The following is a 13,668-nucleotide window of genomic DNA, read 5'->3' on the forward strand; positions in this document are numbered from 1 at the left end:
CCGCCGCGTGGGCGCGACCAGCCACATACGGTCCGCAGCCGACCATCCGCGCTGAGAAGCGGCGCGCCCGGGGCGGATCGATCCTGCACACCGGCTACACGGCCCCCGCCCCCGTCAGCGACCGCACCTCCGTCTCCGCGTGGCGAGCCGCATCCGCGGGCTCGTGCGAGGTCAGCGTGCCCAGCCAGCCCGCGAGGAAGCCGAGCGGGATGGAGACGAGGCCCGGGTTCTCCAGCGGGAAGAACTGGAAGTCCATGCCAGGGAAGAGCGCGTGCGGGCCGCCGGAGACCACCGGCGAGAGCACCACCAGGACGAGCGCCGGAACCAGTCCGCCGTACACCGACCACACCGCGCCCCGGGTGGTGAAGTTCCGCCAGAACAACGAGTAGAGCAGCACCGGCAGATTGGCCGAGGCGGCCACCGCGAAGGCAAGACCGACCAGGAACGCCACGTTCAGATCCCGGGCGAGCAGCCCAAGGGCGATGGCGACGGCCCCGATCCCGACGGCGGCGACCCGGGCCACCGCGACCTCGCTGCGCTGTTTGGCGTGCCGACGCCGCAGCGACGCGTACAGGTCATGGGCGACGGAGGCGGAGGAGGCGAGGGTGATACCGGCGACGACGGCCAGGATGGTGGCGAAGGCGACGGCGGCCACGACCGCGAAGAGAACCGTTCCGCCTGTGGAAGCCGCGCCGCCCCCCAGATTGAGCGCGAGCAGCGGAACTGCCGTGTTTCCGGCGGCGTTCACCGACTTGACCTCGGCGGGGCCGACCACGGCGGCGGCGCCGAAGCCGAGCACGATGGTCATCAGATAGAAGCCGCCGATGAGTCCGATCGCCCAGACCACCGAACGCCGGGCGGCCCGTGCGGTGGGCACCGTGTAGAAGCGGGACAGGATGTGCGGCAGCCCCGCCGTACCGAGGACCAGCGCGAGGCCCAGGCTGATGAAGTCGAGCCGCGCGGTCCAGCCGCCGCCGTATCTCAGCCCCGGGGAGAGGAACTCCTTTCCATGGCCGCTCCGTTCGGCCGCCGTGTTGAGCAGCAGGTTGATGTTCCCGTGGAAGCGCATCAGCACCAGCACGGTCAGCGTGATCGCACCGGCCATGAGCAGGACGGCCTTCACGATCTGGATCCAGGTGGTGGCCCGCATCCCACCCAGCGACACATAGATCACCATCAGCGCGCCCACACCGATGACGGTCCACGAGCGGGCGGCCGAGCTGGCCCCGCCGAGCAGCAGCGCCACCAGGCTGCCCGCGCCGACCATCTGCGCCACCAGATAGAGAACGGACACGGTCACCGAAGAAGTTCCCGCCGCGATCCGCACCGGCCGCTCGCGCATCCGGGCCGCGACCACATCGGCGAGCGTGAACCGCCCGCAGTTGCGCACCAGTTCGGCCACGAGCAGCAGCACCACCAGCCACGCCACCAGGAACCCGACGGAGTAGAGCATCCCGTCGTAGCCGAAGAGGGCGATGAGCCCGGAGATGCCGAGGAAGGAGGCGGCCGACATATAGTCGCCCGCGATGGCGAAACCGTTCTCCATGGGGGAGAACAGCCGCCCGCCCGCGTAGAACTCCTCCGCCGAACCGTGCCGGTCCCGGCTCACCCACGTGGTGATCGCGAGCGTCGCCGCGACGAACGCGCTGAACAGCAGTAGCGCCAGCGCCTGATGGTCCCTGCCGACGCTCACCTGGCGATCCCCCCGGTCATGTCCTGCTCCCGCCTCTGCTCGAACACGACCCAGCGCAGCTCAAGCGCCGCCCGGTCCCGCCGCAGCCGGGCATGCCGGGCGTACGCCCAGGTCAGCAGGAAGGTGGAGAGGAACTGCCCGAGCCCGGCGAGCATCGCGACATTGACCGCCCCGAACACCTGACGCGCCATCAAGTCCGGGGCGGTGGTGGCCGCGACGACATACGCGACGTACCAGGCGAGAAAGGCGAACGCGGCCGGGACGACGAAGCGGCGGTAGCGGCCGCGGACCTCCTGGAAGGCGGCGCTGCGCTGCACCTCCAGATAGATGTCGGCGGCGCTGCGGCCGCGGTCCGCACCGGCGGTCTGCTGTTGCTGCGGGACGGGCACCGGCGCCGTCGTACCGTCCAGCTCGCCCCACCCGGAGGCGAGCGCGTCGTACCAGGGGTCGTCGATCCGCGCCGCCGCCGGTTCGTGCCCTTCCTGTCTGTCCACCGAACAACTCTCCTTGTCCACGGCCCCGTTCGGCCGCGTGCCCAAGGATGGGCAGAGGGGACGCCCCCGCACTCTTCAACGCCCCCTCTTCACCCCATTAGGTGATGGCGGAACCTAGGTCGCAGGAGAACCCGGTGGCCGCGCGAGGCCGTGCTGGTATGCGTACCGCACGGCCTGCGCACGGTCCCTGGCCCCCGTCTTGGCGAAGATGTTGTTGATGTGGGTCTTCACCGTCGCGGTCGAGATGTGCAGCGCCCGGGAGATCTCGGGGTTGGACAGGCCCTCGGCGACCAGGCCGAGTACTTCGCCCTCGCGTCCGGTGAGCCCGTCCGGCAGCACCACCAAAGTGGGCGCCGGCGGCGGCGACGTCACCCTTTCGAGCAACCGCCGCTGCACCGAGGGCGCGAGCCCGGCCTGCCCGGCCAGCACGTCCTGTATGGCCTTCACGATCTCGTCGCCGCCCGCGTCCTTGGTCAGATATCCGCGCGCCCCGGCCTGCAGCGCCGGGAAGAGCGAGTCGTCGTCCGCATAGGTCGTCAGGATCACCACCTGCGTTCCCGGGTACTGCGAGCGGATACGGCGGGTCGCCTCCGCCCCGTCGCAGCGCGGCATCCGCAGGTCCATCAGGACCACGTCCGGGGCCAGTTCGGCCACCAGCGCCACCGCCTCCTCCCCGTCCTTGGCCGCGCCGACCACCTCCACGCCGGGCAGCAGCCCCAGCAGCATCACGATCCCCTCGCGCACCACCGACTGGTCGTCCGCCACGACCACCCGTATCGCCCGGGCTCCCGCGTGCCCGTCCCCCGCTCCGGCGCCCCCGCCGGTCGCACCGCCCCCGACGCCGGTCATGCCGGCACCCTCAGCCGCACCACGAAGCCCTCCTCGTCCGGTCCCGCCTCCAGAGTCCCGCCGAGCAGTTCGGCGCGCTCTCTCATCCCCAGCAGACCGTATCCGGAACCACTGACTGCCAGCTCATCCGCCACCCCACCGCCGAAGTCCCGCACCTCCAGCGCCACTTCGTCCGGCAGGTATTCGAGCCGCATGGCGACGGTGGCACCCGGCGCGTGCTTGCGTACGTTCGTCAGGGCCTCCTGCGCCACGCGCCGCACCGCCTGCGACGCCTCCGCCGCGATCGGCCGCCGCTCCCCCGACACCTCGACGCCCGCCGGCCCGACGGGGCCGCCGCCTTCGACGAGCGTGCGCAGATAGTCCTCGACCGGGGTCATCTCGCCGCGCAGCGCCGAGAGCGCCTGCCGGGTCTCGGCCAGCCCGTCGCGCGCCATCGACCGCGCCGCCACCACCCGCTCCAGGATCCTGTCCCGGAACTCCCCGGCGGGCTCGCGCTCGATCATCAGCCGGGCCGCCTCCAGATGCACCAGCTGCGCCGAGAGGCTGTGCGCCAGCACATCGTGGATCTCCCGGGCGATCCTGGCCCGCTCGGCGAGCGCGGCGGACTCGGACTCGGCGGCCCGCGCGGCCCGTTCCTGGGCGAGCAGCCGCTGCGCGTTGCCGCGCGCCTCGGCGTCGAGCCGCAGCACATACCCGGCGAGCCCGAGCCCGACGGTGCTGATGGCGGTGGTCATCCAGCTGTCGGTGTTCACCGCCGCGTACGCCCCGAGGGCCACCAGCGTGCAGGGCACGGCGGCGCCGAGCGGGAGCCGTTCGAGCGCGGAGACGGCGGTGCCGCACCACACGATGACCGCGAGGATGTGCCAGCCGGTCTGCTGGGCCACCACCGCCACCGTCATCAGCGACGCCAGCAGAGCGAGCGAGGGCCACAGCCGGTGCGCGAGCGTCTGGTGCCAGAACCCGCGGGCCAGCGCCACCGTCGCCGCGACGATGGCGACCCCGGCGACCCAGGACCAGCCGTGCGGACCCCGCTCGTTGACCGCCGTCCACAGCAGCGCGCCGAGCAGCACCGCGCGCACGGTCCAGGCGATGCCGCGCCGGACGCGGCTCAGGCCCTCGTGGGTGAGCGCTTCCCGCGAGGGCCAGGCGAACCAGACGTCCTGGGTCACACGCGGTCCTTCCACAGCGGGGTGGCCATGCTGTCGTCGGCAACACCGTACGACGCGGGCGCCGACCGGGCCCGCCATACCAGGATGCCGCTGCGGACCAGGAGCGCGGCCGCGAGCCCGAGCAGCAGCGCACCCGTGCCCATGTGGACCCCGGCCAGGGCGCCGAGGCCGGCGAGCCCGACCCGGACTGCTATGCCCACGACCCAGACGAGCGCGGTCGCCCTGGTCCCCTTGCTCCACACCGAGCCGTCCGACTCGGTCCACACCTTGGTGGTCCAGGCCCAGGCCGCGCCCATCAGCAGCCCGGTGACCAGCTCGGCGCCGAGCAGCACCACCGACAGGGCGTGATGGTCCGGGTCGACCAGGCCCTTCTCCCGTACCGACAGGTACACCAGCACCGCCGGGACGAGCCACCAGCGCTTGGCGTCTTCCAGCCGCTGGGGCCTCACCTGACGCGAGACGATCAGCACGACGACGGCTACCGCCACCAGCACACTCACGAGCGCGGACATCTGGGCCTCCACAACGAGGACTGCGAGGAAATCCCTACGCCATCGAAGTTACGGAAACGGCCTGGTCAGACACATCGGAGCTGGGGTTGAACGTGGGTGGAGCCAGCAGCTCCACCCACGGGTGGACAACCCACGGTCAGCGGGTCGGGCGGACCCCCGACCCCTCGCCCGGACGGGGCGACTACGCGTCGATCCGCGAGCGGTCCAGCGTCGCCGCCGAGCTGGTGATGAACTCCTTGCGCGGCGCCACCTCGTTGCCCATCAGCAGGTCGAAGACCTGCTCCGAGGCCTCCAGGTCGCCGATGTTGATCCGGCGCAGGGTGCGGAACCGCGGGTCCATCGTGGTCTCCGCCAGCTGGTCCGCGTCCATCTCGCCGAGGCCCTTGTAGCGCTGGATGGCGTCCTTGTACCGCACGCCCTTGCGCTGGAACTCCAGGAGCGTCTGGCGCAGCTCGCTGTCCGAGTACGTGTACACGTACTTGTCCTGGCCCTTCTTGGGCTGGACCAGCTCGATGCGGTGCAGCGGCGGCACGGCGGCGAAGACCCGGCCCGCCTCGACCATCGGGCGCATATAGCGCTGGAAGAGGGTCAGCAGCAGGATGCGGATGTGCGCGCCGTCGACGTCGGCGTCGACGAGCAGCACGATCTTGCCGTACCGCGCGGCGTCGATGTCGAAGGTGCGGCCCGAGCCGGCTCCTATGACCTGGATGATCGCGCCGCACTCGGCGTTCTTGAGCATGTCCGAGACGGACGCCTTCTGAACGTTGAGGATCTTGCCGCGGATCGGCAGCAGGGCCTGGAACTCCGAGTTCCTGGCGAGCTTGGCGGTGCCGAGAGCGGAGTCCCCCTCGACGATGAAGAGCTCGCTGCGCTCCACGTCGTCGCTGCGGCAGTCGGCGAGCTTGGCCGGCAGCGAGGAGGACTCCAGAGCGGTCTTCCGCCGCTGGGCCTCCTTGTGCTGGCGGGCCGCGATCCGGGTCCGGGCGGCGGCCACGATCTTGTCGAGCACCGCGCGCGCCTGCGCCTTGGCGTCGCGCTTCGTGGAGGTCAGGAACTCCTTGAGCTCCCTGGCGATGACGTTGGCGACGATCCGGTTGGCCGCCGAGGTGCCGAGGACCTCCTTGGTCTGGCCCTCGAACTGCGGCTCGGCGAGCCGGACGGTCACCACCGCCGTCAGGCCCTCCAGGGCGTCGTCCTTGACGACGTCGTCCTCGGCGACGCGCAGCAGCTTCGCGGAGCGCAGCACCTCGTTGACGGTCTTGGTGACCGAGCGCTCGAAGCCCGTGACGTGGGTGCCGCCCTTGGGGGTGGCGATGATGTTCACGAACGACTTCAGGTTGGTGTCGTAGCCCGTGCCCCAGCGCAGCGCGACGTCGACGGCCAGCTCGCGGGTGACCTCGGTGGGCGTCATGTGGCCGCGCTCGTCGAGGACGGGGACGGTCTCCTTGAAGGTGCCCTGGCCGGTGAGCCGCAGCACGTCGCAGACGCCCTTGTCCTGGGCCAGGTACTCGCAGAACTCGCTGATCCCGCCGTCGAAGCGGAACGTCTCTTCCGTCTTGCCCTCGCCGTCCAGGCCGCGCTCGTCCCGTACGACGATGGTCAGGCCGGGCACCAGGAAGGCGGTCTGACGCGCGCGCTGGTGCAGCGTGTCCAGGGAGAGCTTGGCGTCCTTGAGGAAGATCTGGCGGTCGGCCCAGTAGCGGATGCGCGTACCGGTGCGGGTCTTGGGCACCCGCTTGCCCTTGAGGAGGCCGCTGGAGGGGTCGAAGGGCGCGTCGGGGCCCTGCTCGGTGAACATGCCCGGCGTGCCGCGGCGGAAGCTGATCGCGTGCGTCGCGCTGTTGCGGTCGACCTCGACGTCGAGGCGGGCCGAGAGCGCGTTCACCACGGACGCGCCCACGCCGTGCAGACCGCCGGAGGCGGCGTAGGAGCCGCCGCCGAACTTGCCGCCGGCGTGCAGCTTGGTCATGACGACCTCGACGCCGGAAAGGCCGGTCTTGGGCTCGACGTCGACCGGGATGCCCCGGCCGTTGTCCCGCACCTCGACGGACCCGTCGTCGTGCAGGATCACCTCGATGAAGTCGCAGAACCCGCCCAGGGCCTCGTCGACGGAGTTGTCGATGATCTCCCAGAGGCAGTGCATCAGGCCGCGGCTGTCGGTCGAGCCGATGTACATGCCGGGGCGCTTGCGGACCGCTTCGAGGCCTTCAAGGACGAGCAGGTGCCGCGCGGTGTAGTTGGAGCCGTCCCGGTCGGCGCCGGACAGCAGCGCAGTGGACGGAACGGACGTCTCGGCGGTCACGCAGTTCGCTCCTCGCTGAATTTCACTTCGCCCCCGATGGGCAGGGGGCCGGCGTCGGTCGCCGGTCAGAGGGTACCGAGGCCTGGTAGAGCCGTTGTCACGCCACCCTCGCGATTACTCATGCTAGTCCAGGGTCGTATACGCGTTCGATCCCTCGTTGGAGTGATGCGGATATCACGTTCCCATCCAGGCATGAACCATTTAGGCTCCGGGCACGTCCTCATGAACAACCGGCAACCCCGCCGGGAGGGCCAAACGAGACAAGCAACGCGAAACCGTAAAGCAACGCAATACGGCTCATTCGCCGCCAACCGGCAGCAGACAGCCACCTTGACCAAGAAGTTTCGAGGAAAAGGCACGAGCGGGAACGTTTTCGGCCTGGTTGGATGTTGACCCTGGTACGACAGCTCGTCGAGCTAGAGAAGAGGCGACGTGACTACTGTTCTGACCCCCGCGAGCCCCCTGACGGCCGCCGACCGTTGCGACCGCTGCGGCGCACAGGCATACCTGCGCGTCCTTCTGACCAGCGGCGGCGAACTGCTCTTCTGTGCTCACCACGGACGCAAGTTCGAGCCGGAACTGAAGAAGATCGCCGCTGAGATACAGGACGAGACGGACCGCCTCACGGCGGTGCCCGAATCCGCAGGTGAAGAGGATCGCTGAACCTCGCACTGACGACGAGCCAGGGCCGGTCCAGGACCGGCGACGGGCGGCCGCCCCCGCGTGCGGGGGCGGCCGCCCGTTCTCATGCCCGTACGCCGACTACAGGGGCGCGGCGTTGCGGGACGAGGGCGTGAACGCCGAGATCCGGGTGTAGACGCCGGGGCTCTCGGCCTGACCGCAGCCGCTGCCCCAGGAGACGAGCCCGATGAGCCGCCCCCGGGAGATCAGCGGCCCTCCGCTGTCGCCCTGGCAGGCGTCATGGCCGCCCGCTGGATCGCCTGCGCAGAGCATGGTGGCCCCCAGGTACTCACCCTCCGAGTTCCCCGGGTAGGCGCGCTCACAGACCCCGTCGGAGAGCACCTGGACCCGGGCCGCCCGCAGCCCGGAGGCATAGCTGCCCCGCCCCGAGGTGTCCCCCCAGCCGTAGACGGTGGCCGGCGTGCCCACCGCGTACGCCCCGTCCCCCGGTCCGGCGAGCCCGATCACGTACGACTCGGGCAGCGCGGCCGCCAGCGTGAGCACCGCCAGGTCACCGGCGTTGGTGACCGGGTCGTACTTCGGGTTGACCCAGGTGTCCCGCACGGCGATCTCCTTGCCGCCCTTGGTCCGCAGCTGGGTGCGGCCCGCGATCACCGTGAGGTCCCGCACCCCGTTCGCGCCGAGCACCTCCCGGCTGAGGCAGTGCGCGGCGGTGACCACCTTCGTGGTCGTCACCACCGCTCCCCCGCAGAACTGACCCGCGCGCGTACGTCCGAACCGGTCACGGCTGGAGAGCGCGACGACGTACGGACTGTCCTCGACGCGTACGGACATGCCCCCGATGACGATGCTGTCGGCGGCCGCCGGGACGGGCGCGGCCAGTGGTACGGCGGTCGCGGCCGCCGTCAGGGCCAGCGCTCCTCGCAGCGCTCGGGCGGTGGGACGTCGCATACGCTCTCCTGACTCCGGGTGAGACGGGCACACCTCAGAGTCAACGAGCTGATGACGCCCCGCACCCGCTCAGACACGCGCGAGGGCCCGGCTCCTGACGGAACCGGGCCCCAGTGGCGCAGAGATGACGCGGCGTACGACCTAGTCGAGGTAGTCGCGCAGCACCTGCGAACGCGACGGGTGGCGCAGCTTCGACATGGTCTTCGACTCGATCTGACGGATGCGCTCACGCGTCACCCCGTAGACCTTGCCGATCTCGTCCAGCGTCTTCGGCTGGCCGTCGGTGAGACCGAAGCGCATGGAGACCACGCCCGCCTCACGCTCGGACAGGGTGTCCAGGACTGAGTGCAGCTGCTCCTGGAGGAGCGTGAAGCTGACCGCGTCGGCCGGCACGACGGCCTCGGAGTCCTCGATGAGGTCACCGAACTCGCTGTCGCCGTCCTCACCCAGGGGGGTGTGCAGCGAGATGGGCTCGCGGCCGTACTTCTGGACCTCGATGACCTTCTCCGGGGTCATGTCGAGCTCCTTGGCCAGCTCCTCCGGGGTGGGCTCACGGCCCAGGTCCTGGAGCATCTGGCGCTGCACGCGCGCGAGCTTGTTGATGACCTCGACCATGTGCACCGGGATACGGATGGTGCGGGCCTGGTCGGCCATGGCGCGGGTGATCGCCTGACGGATCCACCAGGTGGCGTACGTGGAGAACTTGTAGCCCTTGGTGTAGTCGAACTTCTCGACCGCGCGGATCAGACCGAGGTTGCCCTCCTGGATCAGGTCCAGGAAGAGCATGCCGCGGCCGGTGTAGCGCTTGGCCAGCGAGACCACCAGACGGAGGTTGGCCTCCAGGAGGTGGTTCTTGGCGCGGCGGCCGTCCTCGGCGATGATCTCCAGCTCGCGCTTGAGCTTGGGGGCGAGCTTGTCGGCGGCCGACAGCTTGTCCTCGGCGAACAGGCCGGCCTCGATGCGCTTGGCGAGCTCGACCTCCTGCTCGGCGTTGAGCAGCGGGACCTTGCCGATCTGCTTCAGGTAGTCCTTGACCGGGTCGGCGGTGGCACCGGCGACGGCGACCTGCTGAGCGGGAGCGTCGTCCTCGTCGTCGTCGGAGAGGACGAAGCCCTTGTTCTCGCCCTCGGCCTCCTCTTCCTCACCCTTGCCGGGCGCGACGTCCTCAAGGAGCTCCTCGCCCTCAAGGGCCTCTTCGTCGCCCTTCTTGCCGGCGGTCTTCTTCGCGGCCGTCTTCTTGGCCACGGCCTTCTTGGCGACGGTCTTCTTCGCGACCGTCTTCTTGGCGGCGGCCTTGCGGGGCGCGTCGGCGTCGTCGGCCGACATGTCCACGGTCTCGGTCGCCGGGGCGGCGCTGGCCGCGACGGTCTTGGTCACGGTCGTCTTGGCCGCGACAGTCTTGGTGGCGGTGCGCTTCGCCGGGCTCTTCGCTGCGACGCTCTTCCGGGTGCGCTTGGGAGATTCCGCGGCACTGACCATCAGCGTCACACCCTCTTCCTCGAGGATCTGGTTGAGGCTGCGCAGAACATTCTTCCACTGGGTTGGCGGAATCTGGTCGGCTTCGAAGGCCCGACGCACGTCATCGCCGGCGATCTGCCCATCAGCCTTTCCCCGCTCGATGAGCGCCATCACAGACTCTGACTCGGCGATCTCCGGCGGGAGCGTACGGGATGTGCTGGCCGACACGAACAACCTCTCGGAACGATGGAAAACGGCTTCCGGCCCCGCCCATGATCGGGCCGGAGCCGACGACCGTCGGCTGGGGATTGTGCCGACGGCGCGGGCTGAACCTCGGAGCTGCACAGCGCCGCGAGCGGCCGCTGTATTCCTTCCTCGGCTGTTACCTCTTAGGTCATCGCACGGTTTCGAAGAGTGTTACGCCCAATCTACGTGGCCCGAGTCACACCCCATTCGCGACATAGCAGACCACAGAAGGGCAAAGTGCCCGCAATCGCGTCGCCGGACCCCCCGAGGCCCGGCGACACGCGCTTCCTTCCTTCACGGCGGTACGGGACCTGGTGGTGCGAACCCATACCCCGCCCACGCTCCGCCGTCAGTGCTCGCGCGGGGCGGGGACGACGCGCTCCACCTCGGGGTGGACGGTGAGCAGCTGCCGCATGGCCGTCTCGGCCGCCACGCCGTCGCCGCTCGCCAGCGCGTCCACGATCCGGGCGTGGTGGGTGAGCGCGGCCTCCGAGGGGCGGTCGCAGCCGGTGACCGGGCCGCCGGAGACCTGGAGGGCGGCGCCGACGATGCCGGAGAGGTGCTCCAGCATGCGGTTGCCCGCGGCCTGGATCAGCAGGGAGTGGAACTCGGCGTCGGCCCGCGAGAAGGTGATCACATCGCCCTGGCCGAGCGAGTGGCCCATGATCTCCACCATGTCGCCGAGGCGCTGCTGGATGTCGTCCCGGCCGTGGCCCGCCGCGAGCCGGGCGGCCAGCGGCTCGATCGTCCAGCGCAGCTCGCTGAGCTCACGGCGCTGGTCGTCGCGCTGCGGCCCGAACGCCCGCCACTCGATGATGTCGGGGTCCAGCAGGTTCCAGTCGCTGACCGGGCGGACCCGGGTGCCGACATTGGGGCGGGCGCTGACCAGGCCCTTGGCCTCCAGGACGCGCAGCGACTCGCGGACGACGGTCCGGGAGACCTCGAAGCGCTGGCCGATCTCCTCGGGAACCAGCGGGCGGTCGGCGCCGAGGTCGCCGGAGACGATCATCTGGCCGAGCTGCTGGACGAGTTGGCCGTGCAGTCCTCTCCCGCGGCTGCCCGCCGCGCGGCGGCCCACCCGGCCGAGGTCGGCCTCGGGCCCGTCCCACGCGGGGAGGGCCACGCGGTCGGCGCCACGCGCCTCCGCGTAGGGGTAGCGGTCGAGTTCGCCCGGTCCTGCGAGGCCGTTGTCGGCGGCGCGGGCGGTGGTCATCATGGTGTGCGCAAGGGTACTCACGCATCCTTTGTCGGCGGGACTCCCACGGCCCTTGAGGTCTTTGGTGAAAAGCACACGAAAGGGTGATCTCCGGACCCCTCGCAATTGACGCTTTATCGGAAAGAAGCGGGCATTCCCAGGGGAGTTGTGGCCGGGCCCGTGCGCCGGGGTCGCAGCACGGTCACCAACGGGCCCTGCCGCGAAGGCCGGTGAACACATAGGCGCAGAGCAGCACCGCCAGCGACAGCGCGAGCGCCGCGCCCTGGGGCCGCGCGAGCAGGTGCAGCGCGACCGTGAGCCAGCCGTCCAGCTCGCGCGGCCAGCGCAGCCAGGCCACCTCCCGCAGCCGCACGGGCAGCCCGGCGACGGAGCGCGCGTGCGGACTCGACAACGCCTTCTGTACGAGCGGTACGACGAGTACGGGCACCGCCAGGACCGCCGCGAGCCCCGCCGTGGTGGCCCGGAAGATGCCGGCCGCGAGCAGCCCGGCCCAGGCGCAGCCGACGGTAAGCCCGGCCCAACTCGCCGCGAGCGAGGGCCAGTCCGGCGGAATCCGCGCCAAGTCGTGCCCGTACACCAGCCGCAGGGCCTGCCCGTCCAGTACGACCGTGAGCGCGGCGAGCAGCAGCGCGGCGGCGGCCGACACGGCGAGCTTGGCGAGCAGCAGCCCGAGCCTGCGCGGCACGGTGCCGCGGTCGGCAGCGAGCGCGGGGTAGCGGTACTCCTCGCCGAAGGCGAGCGCGCCGAGGACACCCGCGCCGAACGCCGCCGGCGGCAGCGGCAGCAGTCCCGGCCAGGCGGCGGCCAGGTGCGGCAGCGGGGTGCGCCCGCCTCGCCCGAGCAGCACGGCGAGCACGACCGACCCGACGAGCACGGCGGCGCCCAGCAGATACGTGGTGCGGACGCCGAGAAGCCTGCGGAGTTCATAGCGGAGGGGACGCAGGGGGGTGCGGGGGCGGGTGGGGGTGATGTGGGGGCGTGAAGAGCGCGAGGGTGCCGGGGGGTTGGTGGGGGCGCTGTAACCGTTGGCCGTATCTGTCACGGGGAGGGCGCCGGCCGCTCCGCCCGGCGGGCTCGGGGGCTCGGCCGGGCGGGGCGCCGGGGGCGGGTTCGTGTCGCCGAACTCCTCGGTCAGGCGGTGGACGAGGACGCCGTTTCGGAAGGCCGTCTCGCCCACCTCGGCGCAGGTGGTGCCGTAGACGGACAGATGGGCGCCGTCCTCGGCGACCACCTCGACCGAGCGGCGGGCGGCCCGGGCCTCGCGGCTGACGAGGGCGCCGAGGCGGGCCGCGTGCGGGGTGGCGACGGCCACGCGCGGGCGCAGCCGGGTGCGGGCGAACGCGACGGCGTCCTGGTCCGCGACCAGGCGGCCCCCGTCGACGGTGACCACGCGGTCGGCCACCCGGGCCGCCTCCTTGGGGTCGGCGAAGGTGCACAGCACGGTGCCGCCGTGGTCGGCGTGGCCGCGCAGCAGTCCGTACAGCCAGCTGTTGTCGCGCGGCGAGAGGTCCTCGGCGGGCTCGTCGAGGACGAGGGTGTGCGGGTCGCCGAGGAGGGCTGCGGCCAGTCCGAGTCTGCGGTCCATGCCGAGTGAGAGGGCGCCGAGCCGCTGGTCGCCGAGGCCGTCGAGGCCGACGACGTGCAGCATCTCCTCGGCCCTGGTCACCGGGACCCCGGCGACCGCGCACATGAGGCGCAGCTGGCCCCGGACCGTACGGGCCGGGTGGCCCGGCACATCGCCGAGCAGGGTGCCGACCTCGCGGGCCGGGTGGGCGACCCGGTGCAGCGGTCGGCCCCGGAAGTAGGTGACGCCCCGGCCCGGTTCGAGCTCCAGCATCAGGCGCAGGGCCATCGTCTTGCCCGAGCCGGGGGCGCCGAGCAGGGCGGTGATCAGGCCCGGCCGGGCCTCGAAGGTCAGGTCGTCCACCTCGGGCGGACGGTCGCGGCGGGGGGCACTGGTGAGTCCGATGGCCTGGAGCATCGCTTCTCTCGCGGGGATGAGACCGCTCGACGGCACGGCGGGAGGGCGGGTACCGGAGTAACATAACTCGACATTTAAGACTTTTCGTGCAATACGGGACCGTGGTGAGCGGGTGTCAGCACGCCTTGGTGTACACACCGGATGCACAGCGGCGT

Annotated in this window: 11 protein-coding genes; 1 reads left to right on the forward strand and 10 read right to left on the reverse strand. The window is 71.1% G+C overall.

What is annotated here, in order from left to right:
• Positions 1–94: 94 nt before the first annotated feature.
• The 6 genes from ACT1U9_RS06575 to ACT1U9_RS06600 all read right to left on the reverse strand — a co-directional run bounded on the left by ACT1U9_RS06575 (position 95) and on the right by ACT1U9_RS06600 (position 7,019).
• Positions 95–1,693, reverse strand: a complete 1,599-nt coding sequence (locus ACT1U9_RS06575; RefSeq protein ID WP_444537432.1) for a solute symporter family protein — start codon at positions 1,691–1,693, stop codon at positions 95–97.
• A complete protein-coding gene (locus ACT1U9_RS06580; protein WP_444537433.1) occupies positions 1,690–2,187 on the reverse strand; it encodes a DUF485 domain-containing protein in 498 nt (165 codons plus the stop codon). Before ACT1U9_RS06580 ends, ACT1U9_RS06575 begins: the two co-directional genes overlap by 4 nt.
• Before the next feature lie 114 nt (positions 2,188–2,301).
• Positions 2,302–3,036, reverse strand: coding sequence for a response regulator transcription factor (locus tag ACT1U9_RS06585; protein ID WP_444537434.1), 735 nt, complete (start codon positions 3,034–3,036; stop codon positions 2,302–2,304).
• On the reverse strand, positions 3,033–4,205 hold the full coding sequence (locus ACT1U9_RS06590) for a sensor histidine kinase (RefSeq protein ID WP_444537435.1): 1,173 nt from the start codon (positions 4,203–4,205) through the stop codon (positions 3,033–3,035). The genes ACT1U9_RS06585 and ACT1U9_RS06590 overlap by 4 nt, the downstream gene beginning before the upstream one ends.
• Positions 4,202–4,717: a DUF1453 domain-containing protein gene (locus ACT1U9_RS06595; protein ID WP_444537436.1), complete on the reverse strand. Its 516-nt coding sequence runs from the start codon at positions 4,715–4,717 to the stop codon at positions 4,202–4,204. The genes ACT1U9_RS06590 and ACT1U9_RS06595 overlap by 4 nt, the downstream gene beginning before the upstream one ends.
• A gap of 181 nt (positions 4,718–4,898) precedes the next feature.
• Complete coding sequence (locus ACT1U9_RS06600) at positions 4,899–7,019, reverse strand: DNA gyrase/topoisomerase IV subunit B (protein ID WP_444537437.1); 2,121 nt, start codon at positions 7,017–7,019, stop codon at positions 4,899–4,901.
• A 432-nt stretch (positions 7,020–7,451) separates the two neighbouring features.
• Between ACT1U9_RS06600 and ACT1U9_RS06605 the strand changes: the two genes are divergently transcribed.
• A complete protein-coding gene (locus ACT1U9_RS06605) occupies positions 7,452–7,682 on the forward strand; it encodes a DUF7455 domain-containing protein (protein WP_067165114.1) in 231 nt (76 codons plus the stop codon).
• Positions 7,683–7,781: 99 nt separating this feature from the next.
• Here the strand turns inward: ACT1U9_RS06605 and ACT1U9_RS06610 are convergent, their stop codons facing one another.
• From ACT1U9_RS06610 to ACT1U9_RS06625, 4 genes are all read right to left on the reverse strand, one after another.
• Entirely contained in the window at positions 7,782–8,612 is an 831-nt protein-coding gene (locus tag ACT1U9_RS06610; protein WP_444537438.1) for a serine protease, read from the reverse strand.
• Between the two features lie 141 nt (positions 8,613–8,753).
• Positions 8,754–10,298, reverse strand: a complete 1,545-nt coding sequence (locus tag ACT1U9_RS06615) for an RNA polymerase sigma factor (protein ID WP_444537439.1) — start codon at positions 10,296–10,298, stop codon at positions 8,754–8,756.
• A 367-nt stretch (positions 10,299–10,665) separates the two neighbouring features.
• Positions 10,666–11,553, reverse strand: a complete 888-nt coding sequence (locus ACT1U9_RS06620) for a FadR/GntR family transcriptional regulator (protein ID WP_444537440.1) — start codon at positions 11,551–11,553, stop codon at positions 10,666–10,668.
• A gap of 160 nt (positions 11,554–11,713) precedes the next feature.
• The gene (locus ACT1U9_RS06625; protein ID WP_444537441.1) at positions 11,714–13,513 is read right to left on the reverse strand and encodes an ATP-binding cassette domain-containing protein; all 1,800 of its coding nucleotides are present in this window, start codon (positions 13,511–13,513) and stop codon (positions 11,714–11,716) included.
• Positions 13,514–13,668 lie beyond the last annotated feature (155 nt).

The organism is Streptomyces sp. BR1 (assembly GCF_052373795.1).
In the GTDB taxonomy this organism is placed as follows: domain Bacteria; phylum Actinomycetota; class Actinomycetes; order Streptomycetales; family Streptomycetaceae; genus Streptomyces.